Source organism: Natrinema sp. 1APR25-10V2 (genome assembly GCF_031626495.1).
Taxonomy (GTDB): domain Archaea; phylum Halobacteriota; class Halobacteria; order Halobacteriales; family Natrialbaceae; genus Natrinema.
In genome coordinates, this window is record NZ_JAMQOJ010000003.1 from 618,263 (window position 1) to 638,868 (window position 20,606).

The following is a 20,606-nucleotide window of genomic DNA, read 5'->3' on the forward strand; positions in this document are numbered from 1 at the left end:
GGTGTCGTCGACCGCAGTACGTCGACACGACTCTCCACGGACCGGGTTCGTCGATTGCGACCACAGTCAGTATAATCGGTGACGTCGAGACCATCGAGGGCAGCCGTCACGGCAGGCTCGAACCGAGAACCGGAAAACAGTGTCTGACCGTCGCCGACGGTCACCAGCGCTGAGCGGACAGATGAGGTGTCCGTGGCGGAGTCCGTCACCGGGTTTCGTGCCGTCATATCGGCGAGGAGTAAACAGACGTCGCCGACTGCGGTCGTCGGACCGCTCGCCGTCGCCTGCCAGCGGCGAGAACACTTACGTCCGCGTCCCGAGAACGTGCGCAAGTGACCCTTCGATCGTTCATCGACGACGCCGGTCCCCCGACGCAGACGATCGCGGTCGTCAGCGAGGACGCGTCCGGCTCCGGGCCGCTCGAGGAGATGCTCGCCGAGACGTTCGAAGACCAGCCGATCGCCGTCGAGGCCGACGTGACGCTGGACGGCGACACCGACGCGCCGCCCGCCGTCGCCGACGCGCTCGCGGCCGACGGCGACACGGCCGTCCTGCTCGAGGACGGCGAGCCCGTTGCGGCCTCGCCGATGCTGAAGCTGTACGACTCGCTGCTGGCGATCAACTCCGATCTGTTCGTCACCGGGGCCCGCGGCGTCGGCGAGATCGAGTTCCCCGACGTGCTGGCTGGACTCGAGGGGACGCGGCTGCGCCTGCGCGGCTACCCGCTCGCGCACAAGGAGAAGCTGCTGTTGATCCTCGTCTCCCGACACATCGAACAGCGGGCCTGGGCGGCGGGCAGCGGCACGCTCCACAGCGCCTTTCAGGACCTATCGCGCATCGACGACGAGATCGGCACGTACGAGACCTACGACGCGCTCGCCGACACGGACGTCGACGTTCACGTCTACGGGGCCGAATCCGGTGGCGATGGCGCGACGACCGATCTCGACGTGACCGAACACACCGGAACCGACGCGGCGTACCGGGACGGCTGGTTCGTCGTCTTCGAGCCCGACGACCGCGCGCCGGCCGACGCCGAGGGCTGTGCGCTCGTCTGCCTCGAGACCGAGCCGCGGATCTGGCACGGCTTCTGGACGACCGATCCCCAGCGCGTCACGCGGATCGAGTCCTACGTAGCGCGCGAGCTGTGAGCTGGGTGCGCTGTGGCGAGCGGGCGGGCGCGGTCGGTGCCGGCGGCTGCGTCCACAGACGGGACGCGACGGCCGCTCCCGTGCGGTTTCAAGTGGGTGTAACTCGAGAGTCGAACGGATGACGGCCGAGAGACCATCGGTGTTTTCCGATCTGATCGACCTGGAGTTCGTCGACGTCGACCCGGGATACAGCCGCGGGGTGATCGAAACGGCTGACGAACTGCTGAACCCGAACGGGGTCCTGCACGGGGGCGTCCTGTACACGATGGCTGACACCGGGATGGGAGCGGCGCTCGCGGCGATGCTAGAAGAGGACGAGCAGTGCGCGACGATCGAGATCAAGATCAACTATCTGGAGCCGGTCCGGACCGGTCGCGTGACCTGCGACACGAACGTCCTGCGGAAGGGCGGGTCCGTCGCGTATCTCGAGTCGGACATCTCCCACGACGGGGAGACAGTCGCGCGAGCGACCGGCACGTTCTCGGTGTTTTCCCCCTGACGGCTCGCTATAGCTCGAGTCGCGAACTCCGAACGACGCCCTCGATCGTCACCCGGAGCTTGCGGCTGATCGCCGTCAGCGTGAGGCCGTAGACGGCCGCGCCCAGCGCGACGATCGCGAGGAGGTGATACCACTGCTCGACGGCGACGGCGCCTTCGACGGGAACGATCACGGCGAACATCACGAGACCGGCGACGAGTTGTTCGGCCAGCGTCCGGGGGAGCAAGACGACCGCCGAGAGCTCCCGCTTGATGACGATCGCGGAGAGGCAATAGCGAAGCGTTTCCGCGACGACCGTGGCGGCGACGACCCCGATCGCACCGTAGGACAGCGTCAGTGCGACGCCAAGGACGACGTTGATCGCCAGCGTCACGGCCGAGATCCGCGTGTTGATGTCGGGCCGATCGATCCCGTAGAGCACGCTCGTGAGCACGCCGGCCTGGGTCTTCGCGATCTGGTACAGCGCGAGGCCGACGAGGAGCAATGCGGCCTCGGCGTAGTCTGGGCCGAAGAACGTTACGACGAGTTGTTCGGGCATCGCCACGGCCCCGAAGAACATCGGGATCGCGATGATGCTCGTAAACGCCAGCGTGTTCGAGACGTCGGCCTCGAGTTCCTCCCCCTCGCTATGCTGGTGGCTCACCCGAGCCATCAGGCCGCTCGAGGCGGCCATCGTGACGAACGTCGCCGGGACCGTGAGCTTGAGCGCGACCTCGTAGTGGCCCGCGGCGGCGGGCGCCAGCAGGTAGCCCAGCAGGATGATGTCGAACCGATCGTAGGCCTGGCCGAGAAACGAGTTCGGAATGCTGTACTTGGCGTACGACCAGAGGTTCGCGACCGTCTCCCGTGACGGAGCGACCGGCCGCGCCCGGACGTAGTACGCGAGGATCGGCACCGTCAGGAAGGTCGCGCCGGCCAGCCCGTAGGCCATGCCGGCGGCGCCGAGGCCGAGCAAGATCAGCCCCAACTGGAGCGGGAAGGTCAGCAGCGACCGGAGCGTGTCGGTCCACATCGAGGCGCCGACGCGGCCCCGCGCCTGCACTATCAGATCGAGCGGCTCGAAGAGCGTGACGGCGAGCAGCAGAACGACGAACAGCACCGGCGCCTCGGCGAGACCCGTGTAGGAGACGAGCCAGCGCGACGTGACGAGCGCGACTGCGACGGCTAGCCCCATCCAGACCAGCGTGAACAGCGCCTGGCTGCCGACCAGTTCGCCCGTCGGGGCGTCGGGCTCCGAGAACCGTTTTTTGACCGCCGTTCCCCACCCGTTGACCGCCCGATCCGCGATCTTCACCAGCGAGAAGAGGAGGTAGTAGCCGCCGAACCCGGACGGGCCGAGCACCCGCGCGAAGACGATCGTCCCGAGGAACCCGATCGCGGCCATGGCGAACTTCGCGGCCGTCGCCTTGACGGTCTCGCCGCCGAGGCTGACCGAGGTCGCGTCACTCATGGAACAGGGTACCAGCGCTCACAGCTGAAAGCGATACCACCGTCACAGGTATCCCAGATCCTCGAGCTGTGATTCCAGACCGGACAGATCCGCCTCGGCGAGGCCGTCCCGCGTCTCGAGGTCGGCGAGCAGCCCCTCGAGTTCGGACTCGAGGGCCGCCGGGTCGCAGTCGCCGAGCAGTTCGGTCCCGGAGAGGCCCTCGAAGTAGTAACAGTCGGCCGTCGCGATGCCGTGTCGTTCGCGATCGACGGGTCCGACGTCGTAGCCGTCCTCCTGGAGCGCGAGCGCCCGCCGCTTCGAGACGCCGTGGAACTCCAGCAGCGCGCTCGATCGCGGCTCCGACGCGAGCGGATCGCTCGAGAGCAGCGGGCGGAACGACTTCCCGCGACGGTGGTCCGACTCGATGCCGGCGAGGTCGAGCACCGTCGCGTAGACGTCCAGCAGGTTCACGAGGGCGTCCCGCGTCGGTCGCTCCGCGCCGTCCGCGCGAGGGGATCGGTCGTCGGCGTTCGGCCCGGGAGCGGAGACGACGAGGGGAATCCGCGTCACTGGCGGGTGGAGCCCGCCGCCGTGTTGCCACGCGCCGTACTCCCCGAGCGCCTCGCCGTGGTCGGCGAGCGTCACGACGTAGTCGAACTCCGCCGCGAGTTCGCCGTAGATGTCGCGGTAGATGTCCGACAGGTACCGGACGGCGTCGTCGTACGCGGTCCTGATCCGGTCCGGATCGGCCGACGGCTCCCCAAGTGTGGCCTTCACGCTGTCGAAATGGGGCGACTCCTCGTCCGGGTGGGTCCGATACTCGTCGGGCGGGTCGTACGGGAGGTGCGCCTCCATGAGGTTTGCGAAGAGGAATTCCCGATCCCGGCTCCACGACTGGTCCCGAACGTACTCGAGGAACTCCGCCGCGCCGTCGTCGGGGTGGCGCCCCTTGAGCCCCATATCGCGGAGCTTCATAAGGGCACCCTGCTTCAGCGACTGGGTCGTATCGCAGTCGCCGTCGACGCAGCGCCAGAGCGCCCGGAGGTAGCGCTCGGGGCCGTCGGACCGGTGTTCGGCGATGAACTCGTCCCAGTCGAAGACGTCCTCGCCGAGGCCGCGGAGTCGCCAGCTCCCGCCGAACTCGTCGAACCCGTGGTGCCAGCCCAACTGTTCCGAGATGTTGACGTTGCAGCTGAACGCCCGCGTTCGATACCCCTCGTCCCGTAGCAGTTCGGGGAGGCGAGTCGTCTGCCGGTCGAAGTCCTGGGACTTGATCGTCACGCCGGCTTCGACCGCGTAGCGGCCGGTGAACAGCGAAGCGTGGGCGGGGGCCGTCCAGTGGGTCGTGCTCCACGCGTTCGTGAACTGCACGCCCGGCAACCAGTCGAAGTGCTCGTCGAACGAGTCGGCTCGAAGTGTATCGAGCACGACGAGGGCGATGGATGGATCGTCTCCCATGATCGCGGTTTCGCTCATCGTACCATACCGCCGGTAAAGAACCTACTCCCGGCAATGGAACCGGCAGCCGGCGGCCGTCGAGTTCCCGTCGCAGCTCCGCTCACAGGACCGTCCCGACCCCCTCCTCGAGGGCCTCGACCTGCGCGTCCTTCTCGCGCTCGAGTTCGTCCATGTCGAACCGGACCGGTTCGCTCGTGACGTCGCCGTCGATCGGCACCCGGTCGAACAGGTTCGCTCGCGGGGTGTCGAAGTAGAACTGGGCCCGGTTGCCGTAGGTCAGCGCGGGGAGGCAGGCGTGGATCCGGTCGGACCGCACGACGTCCGCGTTGGCGTAGAGGAAGAGGTAGTCGGTCACCAGATCGGAGACGAAGACGTTCTCGTCCTCGAACAGCGGCGTCTCGAGGCCGACCAGTTCCCGCGCTCGCTCGCCGACCGGGAAATGGTACGGTTCGTCGAAGGGGGCGTGATCGGGCCGGATGATCGTCGACGACGCGCCGTCGATATCGGGCTCCTCGCCCTTGTCGAACGTGTGGACGTCGAACTCGCGGTTCGCCTCCGGCGGCTGGTGGCTGTCGCCGAGGAACAGCGAACAGTCGATGCCGTCGTACAGGTACTCGACGAGGTCGCCGTACTCCTCGTAGGCGGTCCGATCTCGCGTGAGCAGGACCTCGATGTCGAGCGCGTCGAAGACGGCCTCGACGTCCTTCCGCTCGGCCTCGTCGTACTCCTCGCCGCCCCCGCCGATGATGACGATCGGAATATCTCGCTCCCTGAGCTTCCGGAGCGTGTCGAAGTACTTCCGGAACGTCGGCCGGGAGAGCACGCAGCCCGGCAGGACGGCCAGGTCGGCGTCGATCAGCTCGCTGACGTTCATCGTATTCTGCCGAATGCGGTGGGTCGGCGACTCGTAGTCGGACTTGCCGTACCCCGTCATCCGGGCGAGCTTCCGGGTGCCGCCCCACAGCGCTGCGGTGTCCGCCGCGTGGTTGGGATAGCCGCCGGTCTCGACGATCTCCGCGTCAGGAAACGCCCGCTCGAGCATCGCCCTCGCCCCGTAGTCGATGAATCCGTTTCCGATGTTCGTCGTCCACGTTCGCAGAAGCAGGATTTGCATTGCGGTCCCCTCCACCGGACTCGGTGATAATTATGGAGGGGCTACGCCTCGTGAACGTTCGCTTAGCCACGGTCGGTCGGTTCGAACCCGATCCGCACGGTCCGAGATCGAGGGAGGGCGCCGGTAACACACCGGGGGAGGATAGTGTCAGTCGAGGTGCGTCGTGTCAGCCAAGGCGGATAGCGTCAGTCGAGGTAGCCGAGTTCCCGCAACCGATCGGTCGGCATGTCGATGTCCTCGTCGACGCCGGTGCTGGCAGGGCCCGCCGCCGCCGCCGCTCGTTCCTCCACCCACCGTCGCACGTCGTAGACCGACTCCGGATGGGTGTCGTCCGTGGAACTCGCGTACGCGCGCCAAGAGTGACTCGCCGGCTTCTCGCCCGCGTCGGGGGGGTAGAACTCGGTTCGCATGCCGTGGTCGCTGACGACGAGGAGGTCGTCGTCCTCGCCGAGGGCGTCGACGACTTCCTCGACGAACTCGCCGACGCGTTCGTAGGCGCGACCCAACGCATCCTCGTCGTCGGCGTAGGCGTGGCCGGCCGCGTCCAGCGTGTGGACGTGGACGCCGGCGATCGAGACCGGGTGTTCGAGCATCTCTCGCGCCCAGCCGAACTGCTGGGCGCAGAGTCCGAACAGTTCCCGCTCGAACTCGCTGCGGGGCATCCCCTCCGCGACGGCGTTCATCAGGTCCCACGCTCGCTGGAGGGGCTGTCCGTCGTGGACGCCCGGCCAGTTGTGGACGACCGCGTCGTCGGCGTCGAACATCGACTCGCGGTCCGTCTCGCCGATTTGCTCGCGCGTGCCGGTCCGCGACCGAACGAGTTTGCCCAGCGTCCCCCGCGTCGACTCGTCGAGGTGGCCCGTGACCGTCGACGCGAGGTTGAGGGCGGGATTCTCCCACTCGCTCGTTCCGCCGCCGGTGATCCCGTGCTCGGCTGGCTCGAGCCCGGTCGCGACGGTCGCCCAGACTTCCGGCGTGTACGGGACGTTCTGGGTGTTCGCGAACGTCTCGATCTCGCCGCCCGACTCGAGGCGGTAGGCGTCGAGATCGAAGTGATCGATCAATCCCGCGTCGAGCGCGTCGAGCGCCAGTACGACGACCGTCATGCGTATCCAAGATCCTCCAGATCTTCCTGCAGCGCGTCTTCCTTGACGACGTAGGCGGGATCGAACCGCTCGCGTTCCCGCTCGAGGGCGGGATCTTCCACCCGCTCGCCGTCGTCGAGACGATACGTGCCGGCTTCCGTCGCGATGCGTTCGGCGGTCATCGCGGCTTTTCGGTCCCCGTAGGCGGCGAACGCGATCTCGCGATCGAGCGTCCCCTGGCGGTGTTCGGCGCCGGTCAGGACCGTCGGGACGTCGATCAGCGAGACGACCTCGCCGACGTCCGGGGCGTTCCGCGTGCCGAACGGGACGTTCAGCAGTTCGGGGCGCATCTCGCCGGGGTGGCCCCACAGCCCGTCCTCGCCGAGCAGTTCGCCGTGGTCGCCGCAGAAGACGACGCGCGTCCCGTCGGGGATCGCGTCCCAGAGGGACTCGAGGGCCGCGTCGAGTTCGGCGACCTCCCGCCGGTAGAGGTCCCGGACGAGGGCCTCGTCCTCCTCGGAGCCGCGATCCGAGAGGACGCGGCGGGTGACCCGCTGTGCCGTCGCCCGGTCGACGTCCGCGCCGTCGGGGTCGTACGGGTGGTGGGGTTCCATGAAGTGGAGCCAGCCGAACCACTCGTCGCGGCCGGAGACCTCGCCGAGAAACTGGCCGATGACGTCGTCCGCGGGGCGGAACGACTTCTCAGTCTCCTCGACGTAGCTCCGCAACTGCTGGTACCGGTTGTACCCCCAGCTGGCGACCTTGTACGGGAGCGAGCCGCGCTCGAGGAAGATCGCGCCCTTGTCCTTCAGCGACTCACCGCCCCCCTTCGGCGACGTGAACGAGTCGAAGCCGGTCGCGTAGTCGTACTCCTGGGAGAGCAGGTGGTTCGTCGTGATCCCGACGGAGTGGGCGTCGAACCCGTGGGCGACGCTCGCCGTCGGCTCGAGGCCGCTCCCGGCCGGGTACTCTCCGCCGATAATCGCCGGAAAGCTGCCGGGCGTCGCGGTGCTCGTGGCGAACGCGGCGTCGTGAGTGTCGTCCAGGAATTCCAGGGTTCGCGGCATGTACTGGACGTGATCGGTCCTGAGGGAATCGACCGTGACTAGCAGGGTGGTGTCCGTCATGGGTTCGTATCCGTGTTCATCGTTCGAATCGAGTTCGTGCTCACAGGTATCCCAGATCCTCCAGTCGGGCGCGACTCGCCGCGTCGACCTCCTCGGCGTGGGCCCGTCCGTCGCGCCCGTGGTCGGAAACCCAGTCGCCGAACACCGACTCGAAGAGCCCGTTCGGCACCGTCTCATCGGGCAGTTCGACCTGCTTCGACGGCGGTCCGGAGACGTCGTACACCGCCTCGGTGCCGAGCCGATCGCGGTAGTACTTCCGCTCGTCCTCGTAGACGACCCGCTGGCTCCGATCCCAGTACGATTCGTCTCCGCCCTCCGGGATGCCGGACCCGGAGCCGACGATTTCTGCGCGGGCGCGCTCGCGCTCGAGGGCGAACGGATCGAACGGGTCGTCGCTCGCGAGCGATCGGACCACCTCGCCGAGGTCGGCGTGGGAACTGAGCCCGTTCACGTCGACGGGACGGACGGTGTCGTCGGCGAGTTCGAGGGCGCGGCCGCTCGTGGGGACGACGTCGAACGGCACGTGCAACAACCCCTCCGAGAGGCTGCTCATGTGGTTCATGAGGTAGCCGTCGGACTCGTAGCCGAGGTTCTCGCCGTGGTCGGCCGTCACGAGCAGGATCGACTCGCGGTCGTCGCCGGCCGCCAGCGCGGACAGGAGGTCGTCGACGACCCGATCGAGGTAGTCGACCGTCGCGGCGTAGAGTCGACGGACGCGCTCGACGTCGGATTCGTACTCGCCGAGGCCGTCCGCGACGTTGACGTCCGAATCGCGGAAGGAACTCGAGTGGAAGTCGGCCGAGACGCCGTGGATCGAGTCGTCCAGCCCGCGAAACGCGGTGTGGGGCCCGTGGGCGTCCATGAGGTTGGCGAAGGCGACCACCGGTCCGTCGGGTTCGGTGACCTCGCGCTCGAGCGTCCGAGCGATCGCCCGACCCCCGAAGTCGGTCGGCTTCTCGATCGGCAGCTTCCGACTCACGTCGTCGAGCTTGAGGAGGACGCCGTTCGCCAGCGAGCGCAGCGGGTGGTCGTGGGCGAGCGCCTCGCGCACGAAATCGGCGTAGGCCTCCACGCCGTCGGTCGACCGTTCGGAGATGTGCTGTTGGACGTCCATCCCCGCGGGCAGCCTGCGACTCGGCGAGATGGGGATCGTCCGATCGAAGAACCGGTCGAACCCGAAGACGGGGCTGGCGTAGATGTTCGACGTGACGCAGACCGACTCGTACCCCCGCCGCGCGAGGGGCGCGATCCACGTGTCTCCGACGTCGATCGGGTCGAACCGCCGCTGGTGGGCGTGAACGCCCGTCTCAGAGGGGACCGAGCCGGTCAGCATCCCGGCGTGGCTCGGGACGCTCCAGCCGCCGAGCGCACGCATCCCTTCGAAGCGGACGGCGGCCCGCTCCCGGAGCCGGGTCGCGTACCGGTCGTAGACGTCCTTCCTGACGGTGTCCAGACAGAGGACGACGATATTCGGACGGTCCGTCCCGGTCATGCGAGTGCCTCCAGCGCGGCGCCGAAGCGGTTGCCCTGATTCGATTCGGTCAGATCGGAGACGAGGTCTCGCTGGTCGCTCGCGGCGGCCTCCCGTTCCGCCGGCGACCGCTCGAAGACGTCCCGTAGTCCCTCGAGCAGCCCCCGTTCAGTCGGCGGGACGACCTGTCGAGCGGGGAGGAGTTCCCGGACGCCGGTCGCCTCGGTGACCACCGTCGGCGTCCCCGAGAGGATCGCCTCGAGCGCGGCGACGGGGAAGGCGTCGCCGCGGGACGACTGGACGTAGACGCTCGCGCGCTCGAACCAGGCGGCGAACGTATCCAGGTCGACGAACCCGGGCGTGACGACGTGCGGGCGATCCGCGTACGCCCGCTCGCCATGTCCTTCACCGAGTATCACCAGCCGAACGTCGCTGTCGACCGCGTCGGCGAATCCATCGACCGCTCGAGCCAGTCGATCGTAGCCGTTCGCGGGTTTGGCCTCGCCTGCCGAGAGGATCGTGAACGGATCTTGCGGCGAGTTCGGCGAGAGCGACGCGAGCCGTTCGTACTTCGCGTCGCCGATCGGCGGCCTGACGTACGCGACCGGGACGTCGCCGAGGTACGGCCGCCCCCAGCGGTAGGCGTCCCTGCCGACGGCGATCACGCCGTCCAGCAGCCGATTCGAGAGGGGGCGCAGCCCGCGCCAGAGGTAGCGCGTCGGTCGCTCGGACAGGGTGTAGAAGGTCTCGTCGGCGGCGAGGTAGACGAGGGTCGTTCCCGGGTGTCGCAGTTTGTACGCGAGCCCGGTCTGGAGCGGCGCGCTCCCCTCTGCGATGACGGTGTCGTACGCCGGGAGGGTCCCGGCGGTTCGGAGCCGATCGGCGATTCGCTCGGTGTTCCCGCCGGATTCGGGCGGTCGTCCGGTCTCGAAGTGGCGCCGATCGGCGCCGATGGCGTCGGCGAACACCCGGTGTGCGGGGTGTGCGTCGCTGTTCTGGTAGAGGAGACACCGATCGCCCGGTTCCCGGAGCTGTGAGGAGGCGACGCCCGTCCGAGGACTCGAGTCGCCGCTCTCGCCGTGAGCAGTCGTGCGCGCCGTCACCGATCGGCCACCCCCTCGGCGCGCTCGTCTTCGCGCCGCCGCTCGGCGCGTCGGCCCTCGTCTGCGCGGTCCGATTCCGCCGTCGAGCGCGACGACGGCTCCGGTTCCGTCGCTGGCGCGGGTTCCGACGCGCCGACGTCGGCGGCCGCCGTCTCCGCGACGACCGCGCGGAGGTTCTCCGCGAAGCGGTCGTACTCGTAACGTCTGGCGGCCTGCCGGATCTCGACCGGGTCGAAGTCGGCGGGGTCGAACCGCCGCACCGTGTCCCGGATCGATTCGATGGTCGGCTCGAAGAGCAGCCCCGTCCGGCCGCCCTGGACCTGATACCGGGTGAACCCCTCGTCGACGCCGAGCAGGGGTTTGCCGGCCATCATGGTTTCCGCGCCGACGAGGCCGAAGTCCTCCTGCTTGGGCGCGTAGACGACCGCGGTGGCCCGCGCGACGAGCGACTCGATATCCTCGACGTAGCCTCGCACCTCGATATTGTCGTAGCGGGCGGCGAACTGCTCGAGCTGCTCGCGCTGTTGCCCGTCGCCGGCGATCACGAGCCGTTCGTCGAGGCCCGCGAAGGCCTTCGCGATCAGGTCGATCCGCTTCTCGGGGGCGAGCCGCGACCAGGTGACGAAGTAGCCGTCGTCGCCCTCGTTGCGCCAGTCGCCGGTGACCGGCGGGTAGACGATCGTCGCGTCCCGATCGTAGAACCGCCGAATCCGGTCGCGGACGAGTTCGCTGTTCGCGACGAACTGATCGACGTAGTCGTTGGCCTCCTTGTCCAGCGCCCGCCACCCCTTCGCGTAGGCCTTGACGCCGGCCTCGACGAACGGCTTCCGAAACGAGGAGAGCCGATCGCGATAGAGGTCGTAGAGCCATCGCGGCGGGCTGTGGGGGTAGTGGACGATCCGCTGATCGACCTCGGGGACGTAGTACTTCGACAGCGGCGCGCTCTCCAAGACCACGTCGTAGTGGGCCAGATCCGGGTGCGCGGCGGTCATGTCCAGCGCCACGTTGAGCGTCTCGAGCGGGTTCATCCCCTCGTTTTTCCACTCGAGGAAGGGCCGCCACGGCAGCGAGGTGTACTTCTCCTGTTTGAAGGGGAAGACGTGCACGTCGTCGGGGATCTCGGTCCCCTCGGCGACGTAGGTGGTGTAGATCGGCGCGTCGAGGACCCGGGCGGCCTCGATGGCGAACTCCTCGCCGCCGCCGATGCCGGGGAAGCGGTCGTGGAGGATCGCGACGTCGGTCACTGTAACACCTCCCGGAGCTCCCGGTCGGGCGACCAGGTGCCGTCGTGGGTTTCCTCGTCGCCCTCGGCGCGGGCGCGGAGCAGCGAGACGCTGGCACGGAACAGCGAGATCTGCGTGTCGAACAGCGAGTAGAGCGGCTGGAGCGGTCCGAGCATGTCACGCGAGCCGAGCGCCGTGAAGGCGAGGACGCCGGCCGGCGTCGCCAGGCCGAACGGCCCCAGCACGGCCAGCGACCCGAGCGTCGCCAGCGCGACGCCGGTCGCGACCAGCCACGGCGAGACGATCATGAACCACCAGTTGAAGGGGAGGACGACGCGGCCGTAAGCCCCGTGACTACCGAGCGCGTCGCGCTGTCGCCACAGCAGCCGTAGCAGTCCCATCGCGCGCCGGTCTTTCTGCTCGCGGCGCTTGCCGAACGCCGAGTGGGCGGCCTCCTTGTAGTGGATGTCCGGGTCGAAGATCACGCGGCCGCCGTTGCGCCGGATCTTGAGCGCGAGTTCGGTGTCGTCGGCGATCGAATCCTCGTCGATCGGGACGATCGCGTCGCGCTCGAACGCCGAGAACGGGCCGTGGAAGATCAGCGTCGAGTCGATGTGGGACTCGAGGATCTGGATCATCGTCTGGAGGTCGCGGTAGCCCCGCTCGACCTCGCTGTCGCCGATGACCTCCGCGTTGCGGCCGGTCACCCCGGACACGTTGGGATCGGCGAGGTTCGCGACCGCCTTCCGAACGGCGTCGGGTGCGAGCCGCGAGTCACAGTCGGTCTTGACCACGACCTCGTTGTCGGCGGCGGCGTAGGCCTCGTTCAGCGCGGTCGCGAGCCCCCGCCGTTCGTCCTCGCGGATGAGCGTCAGTTCCGGTTCCGGCCGGCCCGCGAAGAAGGTCTCGACCAGATCGGCCGTCCCGTCGTCGCTCGAGTCGACGACGACGATCTCGACCTTTTCCATCGGATAGTCGAGTTCAGTCAGTTCCTCGAGTTTCGATTCGACTATCGAGCTCTCGTTGTACGTCGGGAGGACGACGCTCACCGAGGGCTCGTCCGGCCACGTGTCGGCGGGCGTGCCGGACGGCCGTCGGAGGTAGTACACCCCGAGGTAGATCAGATACGGGAGGCCCGTCAGTGCAACTAACCCGAACAGGGCCTCGACGAGACGCTTCATGCAAGTACGCCCGAACGCTCAACGGATCGGATCAAAGTCCGATGGCTTGCGATGGAAAGGTATGCAAAGTACCTGTCTGTGACTCCCGACCGGTCCGTCGGACCGGTGTCTTTTTGCCTCCCGCTCGGAATTGCCGAATACGCGATAAACGCTCGACAACACCATCACAGTTTTGTTACGCATGCCATATTCGGTATGCTTTTACGGAGGCGCGCTATATCTCCACACATGTCAGTGATAGCCGAGTCTGCCGTCGGGCACGACGAACTCGCCGTGCTCAAGCTCCTCGCGCTCGAGGGCGGGCTCGAGGGCGACGTCAAGATCTCCTGTTCTCACCTCGCCGACCGCCTCGACGCGTCGAACCAGACCGCCTCGCGACGGCTACAGCGCCTCGAGAGCGCCGACCTGCTCGAGCGCGATACCGTCAGCGACGGCCAGTGGGTGGCGGTCACCGACAAGGGCGAGCGCGCACTCCACGCCGAGTACGAGGACTACCGGCGCATCTTCGAGACGGACTCGACGATCGAACTCGAGGGCACCGTCACCAGCGGGATGGGCGAGGGCAAACACTACATCTCCCTGTCGGGCTACCAGCGCCAGTTCGAGGAACGACTGGGCTACGAGCCGTTCCCCGGTACGCTGAACGTCGATCTCCGCGAGGACAGCGTCCGTCGGCGCAGCGCCATGGCCTCGCTCGAGCCGGTCCCGATCGACGGCTGGGAGACCGACGAGCGGACCTACGGTCCCGCGGTCTGCTACGCCGCGACGATCGAGACCGCCGACGGCGAGGTCTACGAGGGCGCACACACCATCGCCCCCGAGCGCACCCACCACGACGACGACCAGCTCGAGGTCATCGCCCCCGACAAGCTCCGCGAGGAACTCGACCTCGAGGACGGAGATCACCTCACCGTCTCCGTGGGTGATCGCGAATGACGGGCCACCACGCCGGGCCGCAGTCGAACGCCGACGGCGGGACGGCCGGCTCGGGCTCGAGTCCGAACGCGTCGGCGAACGCGTTCGACCGCGCGCTCGAGTCGCTGCGCGCGGGCGAGCCGATCCTCGTCCACGACGCGGCCGACCGCGAGGGCGAGACGGACCTGATCTACCACGCCGACGCCGTCACACCCGAGGCCGTCGCCCGACTGCGCAACGACGCGGGCGGGCTGGTCTGTGTGGCGCTCGGCCACGATATCGCGGAGGCGTTCGACCTCCCGTTCTACTCGGAGGTCGTCGACCACCCCGCGACGGCCGACCACGAACTCGGCTACGACGACCGGTCGTCGTTCTCGCTGACGGTCAACCACCGCGACACCTACACGGGGATCACCGACGAGGACCGCTCGACGACCATCCGCGCACTGGGGGAGGCCGCCGCCGCTCCAGACGGGACCGACTTCGCCGACGAGTTCCGGGTCCCCGGCCACGTTCACCTGCTCAAGGCCGCGCCCGACCTGCTCGCCCAGCGCGAGGGCCACACCGAACTCGGCCTCGCGCTCGCCGACGCGGCCGACCTCACGCCCGCCGTCGTCGTCTGTGAGATGCTCGACGACGAGACCGGCGAGGCGCTCACTCCCGCCGACGCCCGCGCCTACGCCGACCGCCACGGGTTCGCGTATCTCGAGGGGCGCGACGTGCTCGAGCGGCTCGCGTAACGGTCCGCGTCTCGCCGAATCGCCGAGCGATCGACCCTTCGTCGGTCGAACTCGCCGTCCGTCGTTCGGGGCTCCGGTCCGCACGCTTTTATCGGATACCGCGGCAGACCGTCTCGTGTCGCCGAATCGGCGATCGTTCGTCGATCCGCTGCTCGAGTGGTACGAGAACCGCGGTCGGCACCGCCTCCCCTGGCGCGAGCCGGGGCGGTCCGCCTTCGAGATACTGATCGCCGAGATCCTGCTTCAGCGGACGACCGCGAGCGCGGTGGCCGGTGCGTACGCGCCCTTCGTCGCGCGGCACCCGACGCCCGAGGCCGTCGTCGCCGCGCGGTCGGACGAACTCGAGGAGCGGATCGCACCGCTCGGGCTCTCGAAGCGCGCCGCGTTTCTCGAACGCTGCTCGGGACGGCTGCTCGCTCGCCACTCCGGGACCGTGCCGCGACGGCGCTCCGAGCTTCTGGCCCTTCACGGCGTCGGGGAGTACACCGCGCGCTCGGTGCAGATACACGCGTTCGGCGACGGTATCGCGGCGGTGGACACCAACGTTCGGCGGTTGGTCGCTCGGTTCGTCGGCCTCGAACCCGACTCGAGCGAGGTCGCGGCCCGCGCGGACGGGCTCGTTCCGCCGAGGCGGAGCAGCGACTTCCAGCACGCGATGCTGGACTTCGCGGCCGCCGTCTGTACCCCTCGCGATCCCGACTGCGACGGCTGTCCGCTCGCGGGCGGATGCGACAGCGCCGAAACCGCCGCGGACGGGTGAGTTCTTGACCGATGGACCGTTCGAGGACGGGTCTGACGGACGCTCGCACCGATGCTCGACGGGGAACCGCGAATACTTAGTACGGGGGCTTGCAACACACTCGACAATGGGATTCGACGAGATGGACGTCGACACGATCTGGATGGACGGCGAGTTCGTCGACTGGGACGACGCGCAGGTCCACGTTCTGACGCACGGACTCCACTACGGCAGCGGCGTCTTCGAGGGCGCGCGCTGTTACGACACCGACTCGGGCCCCGCGCTCTTCCGCTGGGAGGAGCACTTAGAGCGCCTGTTCCAGTCCGCGAAGCCGTACGAGATGGACATCGAGTACACGAAAGACGAGCTCACCGAGGCGACGAAAGAGCTCATTACGCGACAGGAACTCCCCTCCTGTTACGTGCGACCGATCGCCTTCTACGGCTACAACTCGCTGGGCGTCAGCCCCAAGGACTGCCCGACTCGAACCGCGGTCGCCGTCTGGCCGTGGGGCGCCTACCTCGGCGAAGAGGCCCTCGAGAACGGCATCGACGTGATGATCTCCTCGTGGCGGAAACACGCCTCGAGTCAGATCCCGACCAACGCCAAGACGACCGGGCTCTACGTCAACAGCATGCTCGCCGGCGAGGAAGCCCGCCGGAACGGCTACGCCGAAGCGATCGTCCTCAACAAGGAGGGCAACGTCGCGGAAGGCCCCGGCGAGAACATCTTCCTCGTTCGCGACGACGAACTCTACACGCCCGGGCTCTCGGAATCGATCCTCGACGGCATCACTCGCGATTCCGTGATCCAGATCGCGGAGGAACTGGGCTACACCGTCCACGACAACGTCTCCATCTCGCGAGGCGAACTCAACACGGCCGACGAGCTGTTCTTCACCGGCTCCGCGGCCGAAGTCACGCCCATCCGGAAGGTCGACAACGTCGTCATCGGCGACGGCTCTCGCGGCCCCGTCACCGAGGAAATCCAGCAGCAGTTCTTCGAAATCGTCGAGGAAGCCCCCGCAGAATACGACGAGTGGTTCGAGTACGTCGACGTCTGAGGGCGACTGCTCGGTCCAAACGCATCTAATCGGTCTCGAGATAGCGACTGAACGCTGACGCGAATCGTTCGTTTTCTAGGCGGTTCGTCCTCTAGAGTGATTTACGTGGCCGGGAGCGCGCCTCGAGCACCGCGAGAGGCGCGTGACTCGGGGGAGGGCAGGCGATCGCCCGTAACTCGCCGCGAGCGAGGCCATACGCGGCGCGTAGCGCCGCGATGAGTCGAACGGCCGAAGGCCGTGAGACCGGCCGAGCGAGCGGGCCGACGACTGATGTGAGCGAGGACTGAAAGGACGAGCGAGCGGAAGGAGGAGCGCTTTTGATCGAAATTTTGCCGAGGGCCGCTTCGCGGCCCGCAGCGCAAAATTTCGTTAGTCGTCGTCCGCCCGCTCGACCTGATCTGGTCGGTCGTCCCGGTCCGTCGACCCGTCCCCGTCGGAGCGGTCAGTTCGAGCCTCGTCGATGACGTCGATGGAGATGCCGGCGTCCATGCCGCGTTTGTTGGCGTCGCCGAAGCCGGCGCTCAGAACGCGAGTCAGCGCGTCCTCGACGTCTTCCTCGAGTTCGGTAATCTCGTCGGGTTCGACTTCGACGACGTAGCCGGTCGTGATGTTCGGCGAGGTCGGCAGGAAAAGCACCTCGCGGCCGTCGCTGGTCACTTTGCCGGTCTTGAACGCCGTCATTCGAAGCCCCTCCCAGGTCTCGATCTTGACGGGTTTCTGGAGGGATTCCTGCTCGCCGAAGGCGGTCTCGGCGGCCATCTTCGAGGCGTTGTAGACGACGCGGATCACCGGGACGCGGTTCGCGATGTTGTCGACGAGCCGTTCGACGAGGCTGCCGACCGTGGTTCGCATGAGGTAGCCGACGGAAAAGGTGAGAATGATGAAAACGGTCAACGCGACGATCACGCGGAGGAACTGGGCGACTTGCTGGCGTGTCTGCTCGGCCTGCGCGCTCGTGCCGGGGATGAGGGGCTCGAGCGCCGCCGAATCGAGAATGAGACCGGGCGTCAGCCCGGAGACAAGTCCGTAGAGCCAGTAGATCGCGTAGAGCGTGATGAGGATGGGGCCGAGGACGATGAGCCCGCTCGCGAAATCCCGCTTCCACGAAGCCATGTCCATCACCTCACACTACTGGCTAATGAGCCCTTCCCTTTGTCGTATCCGTCGGCGGACGGGCCGGCGATTAGTGCGGTATTCGGTGACGGTACTCGTGGCGGCGAACGTGGACAGTGTGCAGTCAGTCAAGCGCCAGCTACACTCAGCGTGCAAACGACCGGCGAACCAAATTTCAAGCCCGTTCGGTGAGCACCGATACGTATGAGCCTCGAGCAGGAACCGGCCGACGAGGAAGCCGATCCGCTGGACGCCTTCCGGCAGTTCTTCGCGCTCGAGCGGGACGTGCTCGTCCTCTCGGCGGCGATGTTCGCGTTCAGCCTCGGCTTCCAGATGACCAGCCGATACATGGCAGAGTACATGTCGGCGCTGGGCGCGTCGGTGTTCGTCATCGGTCTGTTCGGGACGGTCGGCAACGTCGTCAGCGCGGTCTATCCGTATCCGGGCGGCGCGATTTCCGACTGGATCGGCTCGCGGTACGCCCTAACTGCCTTCGGGCTCTGTTCGACGCTCGGCTTCGGCGTCTGGCTCGTCGCTCCCGCGCTTGCGGGCGTCTCGATCGGATCGGTGTCGCTGTCGATCGTCGCGATCTTCGTCGGCCTGCTGCTGGCCCAGGCCTGGAAATCGTTCGGGCTCGGGGCGACGTTCGCCATCGTCAAGCAGTCGGTCTCTCCATCGCACCTGGCCGCCGGCTTCGCGAGCACCGAGACGTTCCGTCGCACCGCCTTTCTCGTGGGGCCGCTGTTCGCCGCCGCACTGTTCTACCCGTTCGGCTCGAGCAGTGGCGAGATCGTCACCGCCTTCCAGGTGATCTTGCTCGTCGCCGTCGTCTTCGGCGTTCTCGGAACGGTCGCCCAGCACGTCCTCTACAGAGCCGACGAGGACGACATCGGGAAGCAGTTCGAGGGGGTCCCCCAGTTACTCGCCGATCTGCGGGCGATGCCCGACGAACTCCGGCCGCTGCTGGTGGGCGATACCCTGGTGAGGTTCGCAAACGGCATGGTGTACGTCTTCTTCGTGATCGTCGTGACTCGGTTCCTCGAGGTCGGTCTCACGCTGTCGCTGCCGGCCGTGGGGACGGTCGCGCTCTCCCCGCAGTCGTACTTCGGCATCCTGCTGGGAATCGAGATGGTGGTCGCCCTCTTGACCATGGTGCCGGTCGCCAAAGCCGCCGAACGCGTCGGACTCAAACCCGTCGTTGGGCTCGGATTCGCGGTCTACGCGATCTTCCCGATTCTGCTGATCAACGCGCCCGCGGATCCGACCGTCCTCGCGGTTCTCTTCGCCTTCTCCGGACTTCGGTTCGCGGGGCTGCCCGCTCACAAGGCGCTGATCGTCGGCCCGGCCGAGCGCGGCGCTGGCGGTCGCGTGACCGGTGCGTACTATCTCCTCCGGAACGTGATCGTCATCCCGAGCGCGGCCCTCGGGGGGCTGCTGTGGGGTGGGTTCTCGAATCCGCTGACCGGTGCGCAGGCGTTCGCGGGCGATCCGACGGTCGCGTTCGGCATCGCGACGGCGATCGGGCTGCTCGGAACGGCCTATTTCCTGCTGTTCGGCCAGGAGTTCGAGGCGTATCGGTAGCGGCTCGCGAGCGAGGGGCGGCCGTTAGAGGAACAGTTGGTAGTAGTACGGGCTGACGAACCCTTCGATGACCGCCGCAATCGCGAGCACGATTCCGAGCCCGACCAGCACCCAGAACGTCCGCTCGAGTGCGTCGGCGAGGTCGGTCCGGACCGCACTGCCGCGCCACGTTCGCCAGGCGGTACCGCCCACGGAGATGCCGAGTGCGCTGGCGACGAGGATCGCCGGGATCTCGAAGATTCCGTGAGGAACGACGAAGGCCGCGAGTTCGAGCGGATCGACCTCGAGGCGGGCGTAGATCCCCAGAAAGACACCGTTGAACAGCAACGAGACGATCGCCGGGATCGCGAACGCCACGCCGGCGTAGGCCGTCGTCAGCGCGACCAGCCAGTTGTTACCGAACAGGTTGGCCGCCATCGCCGGCGGCAGCCACCCGTCGAGACGGGCCGTGATCGACGCCTGGAACGTCCCTGCGAAGGGATCGGCGGCCGCCCAGCCCGCCCCGAAGCCGACGAGTGCGAGGACGACGACGAGCGCGTGGATACCCGGCGTCGACCGGACGAACGACAGCATGTCGTCCCAGCCCCGGCGGAGCCCGCCTCGCAGTTGTTCGCGGACCGTGTTCGTCGGCGGCTCCGGTGGCGCGAGCCGATCCCGGTAACCGCAGTAAACGGCCGTCTTCAGCAGATCGAGCGCCGGAAACACGACCAGCGCGGAGAGTAGCGAGCCGACAGTGACAACGTCGACGAGCGAGAGCAATCCGGTGACGGTCGAGAGAGCGACGACCGTTACGAGCGCGACGAGATAGTAAAACAGCGCGCCGCCCGGCCGTGCGCGGACGAACCCGAGCGTGTTCCGTAGCGAACCGAAGACGCCGGCATCGTCGACGACGACTGCGACGGGCGCGAACGCGAACACTGCTCGGACAGCGAGCAAAACGACGAGTGCGACGACGGCGGCCAGCAGAACGACGGGGAGGGTCGCTGCGGCCGAACCGCTCGCGAGCGAGGCGGCGCCGGCGACCAGTGCCGTCACGATCCCGACGGCTGTGAGCACCACGGCCCAGCAGACGAACTCGAGGACGAACAGCCCGAGAAACCGGAGCCAGTAGCGGCGCGCACCGTCGATCCCGGCGAGGAGCCCGCGGTTGTCGCGCAGGCGGCTGTAACAGGTCGCGAGCTGTCCCGCGGCGACGACCGCCGTCAGACCGACGAACAACAGGAAGCTGACGATGGCAGCCACCGCGGCCAGGGCGAGAAGCGGCGGCGCGACGAACTGTTCGACGACCGGCTCGAGGCCGCTGGCCCACGTTTCGAGCGCCTCGGGGTCGGTGTTGGCGCTCGGTGGCGGTTCCAGCGCGGCGAGATCGGCGCGAATCGTCGCGAGTCCCCCGGTCGTTGCAAGAAACGCGTAGGCGACGGCGATCGCGAAGAACGGAACGACGCGCACGATCGCGGGGATCGCGGAACCGAGCAGGTACATCGGGAGGATATCGCCTGGCCGACGGCGGAGAACGGTAACGGCGGCGGCGACGTAGTCGGAGAGAGCCATACCGCCCCTTCGAACGGCTTTCAGTTAAATGAACCCTCTCGACGAACGTGAGATAACCCGGCT

Annotated in this window: 18 protein-coding genes; 7 read left to right on the forward strand and 11 right to left on the reverse strand. The window is 67.7% G+C overall.

Annotation, left to right across the window (positions count from 1 at the left end):
- Positions 1–332 precede the first annotated feature (332 nt).
- Both NDO75_RS12440 and NDO75_RS12445 read left to right on the forward strand, forming a co-directional pair.
- The gene (locus tag NDO75_RS12440) at positions 333–1,151 is read left to right on the forward strand and encodes a DICT sensory domain-containing protein (protein WP_310906641.1); all 819 of its coding nucleotides are present in this window, start codon (positions 333–335) and stop codon (positions 1,149–1,151) included.
- A gap of 118 nt (positions 1,152–1,269) precedes the next feature.
- Positions 1,270–1,650 (forward strand): PaaI family thioesterase, encoded by a 381-nt coding sequence (locus tag NDO75_RS12445; RefSeq protein ID WP_310906643.1) that lies wholly within the window; start codon positions 1,270–1,272, stop codon positions 1,648–1,650.
- Between the two features lie 7 nt (positions 1,651–1,657).
- Here the strand turns inward: NDO75_RS12445 and NDO75_RS12450 are convergent, their stop codons facing one another.
- The 9 genes from NDO75_RS12450 to NDO75_RS12490 all read right to left on the reverse strand — a co-directional run bounded on the left by NDO75_RS12450 (position 1,658) and on the right by NDO75_RS12490 (position 12,841).
- Entirely contained in the window at positions 1,658–3,100 is a 1,443-nt protein-coding gene (locus tag NDO75_RS12450) for an oligosaccharide flippase family protein (RefSeq protein ID WP_310906645.1), read from the reverse strand.
- Positions 3,101–3,142: 42 nt separating this feature from the next.
- The gene (locus tag NDO75_RS12455; RefSeq protein ID WP_310906646.1) at positions 3,143–4,555 is read right to left on the reverse strand and encodes a sulfatase-like hydrolase/transferase; all 1,413 of its coding nucleotides are present in this window, start codon (positions 4,553–4,555) and stop codon (positions 3,143–3,145) included.
- Positions 4,556–4,637: 82 nt separating this feature from the next.
- Positions 4,638–5,651: a polysaccharide pyruvyl transferase family protein gene (locus tag NDO75_RS12460; protein ID WP_310906648.1), complete on the reverse strand. Its 1,014-nt coding sequence runs from the start codon at positions 5,649–5,651 to the stop codon at positions 4,638–4,640.
- 185 nt (positions 5,652–5,836) lie between these two features.
- Complete coding sequence (locus NDO75_RS12465; protein ID WP_310906649.1) at positions 5,837–6,757, reverse strand: alkaline phosphatase family protein; 921 nt, start codon at positions 6,755–6,757, stop codon at positions 5,837–5,839.
- Complete coding sequence (locus NDO75_RS12470) at positions 6,754–7,863, reverse strand: sulfatase-like hydrolase/transferase (RefSeq protein ID WP_310906650.1); 1,110 nt, start codon at positions 7,861–7,863, stop codon at positions 6,754–6,756. The genes NDO75_RS12465 and NDO75_RS12470 overlap by 4 nt, the downstream gene beginning before the upstream one ends.
- A 40-nt stretch (positions 7,864–7,903) precedes the next feature.
- Positions 7,904–9,355, reverse strand: coding sequence for a sulfatase-like hydrolase/transferase (locus NDO75_RS12475; protein ID WP_310906652.1), 1,452 nt, complete (start codon positions 9,353–9,355; stop codon positions 7,904–7,906).
- Positions 9,352–10,437, reverse strand: a complete 1,086-nt coding sequence (locus NDO75_RS12480; protein WP_310906653.1) for a glycosyltransferase family 4 protein — start codon at positions 10,435–10,437, stop codon at positions 9,352–9,354. Before NDO75_RS12480 ends, NDO75_RS12475 begins: the two co-directional genes overlap by 4 nt.
- Positions 10,434–11,681: a glycosyltransferase gene (locus tag NDO75_RS12485; protein WP_310906655.1), complete on the reverse strand. Its 1,248-nt coding sequence runs from the start codon at positions 11,679–11,681 to the stop codon at positions 10,434–10,436. Before NDO75_RS12485 ends, NDO75_RS12480 begins: the two co-directional genes overlap by 4 nt.
- The gene (locus NDO75_RS12490) at positions 11,678–12,841 is read right to left on the reverse strand and encodes a glycosyltransferase (RefSeq protein ID WP_310906657.1); all 1,164 of its coding nucleotides are present in this window, start codon (positions 12,839–12,841) and stop codon (positions 11,678–11,680) included. The genes NDO75_RS12485 and NDO75_RS12490 overlap by 4 nt, the downstream gene beginning before the upstream one ends.
- 228 nt (positions 12,842–13,069) lie before the next feature.
- On the opposite strand from NDO75_RS12490, the gene NDO75_RS12495 reads away from it, so the two are divergent.
- From NDO75_RS12495 to NDO75_RS12510, 4 genes are all read left to right on the forward strand, one after another.
- A complete protein-coding gene (locus NDO75_RS12495) occupies positions 13,070–13,777 on the forward strand; it encodes a DUF120 domain-containing protein (RefSeq protein ID WP_310906658.1) in 708 nt (235 codons plus the stop codon).
- Entirely contained in the window at positions 13,774–14,496 is a 723-nt protein-coding gene (ribB, locus tag NDO75_RS12500) for a 3,4-dihydroxy-2-butanone-4-phosphate synthase (protein WP_310906660.1), read from the forward strand. Before NDO75_RS12495 ends, ribB begins: the two co-directional genes overlap by 4 nt.
- 115 nt (positions 14,497–14,611) lie before the next feature.
- Positions 14,612–15,256 carry a hypothetical protein gene (locus tag NDO75_RS12505; RefSeq protein ID WP_310906661.1) on the forward strand — a complete coding sequence of 215 codons (645 nt, stop codon included), beginning with the start codon at positions 14,612–14,614 and terminating at the stop codon, positions 15,254–15,256.
- A 106-nt stretch (positions 15,257–15,362) separates the two neighbouring features.
- Positions 15,363–16,298, forward strand: a complete 936-nt coding sequence (locus tag NDO75_RS12510) for a branched-chain amino acid transaminase (protein WP_310906662.1) — start codon at positions 15,363–15,365, stop codon at positions 16,296–16,298.
- A 369-nt stretch (positions 16,299–16,667) separates the two neighbouring features.
- On the opposite strand, the gene NDO75_RS12515 is transcribed toward NDO75_RS12510, so the two are convergent.
- Complete coding sequence (locus tag NDO75_RS12515; RefSeq protein WP_310906663.1) at positions 16,668–17,411, reverse strand: DUF502 domain-containing protein; 744 nt, start codon at positions 17,409–17,411, stop codon at positions 16,668–16,670.
- Positions 17,412–17,615: 204 nt separating this feature from the next.
- Between NDO75_RS12515 and NDO75_RS12520 the strand changes: the two genes are divergently transcribed.
- Positions 17,616–18,992, forward strand: a complete 1,377-nt coding sequence (locus tag NDO75_RS12520; protein ID WP_310906664.1) for an MFS transporter — start codon at positions 17,616–17,618, stop codon at positions 18,990–18,992.
- A 24-nt stretch (positions 18,993–19,016) separates the two neighbouring features.
- Here the strand turns inward: NDO75_RS12520 and NDO75_RS12525 are convergent, their stop codons facing one another.
- Complete coding sequence (locus NDO75_RS12525; protein WP_310906666.1) at positions 19,017–20,543, reverse strand: stage II sporulation protein M; 1,527 nt, start codon at positions 20,541–20,543, stop codon at positions 19,017–19,019.
- Positions 20,544–20,606: the final 63 nt, after the last annotated feature.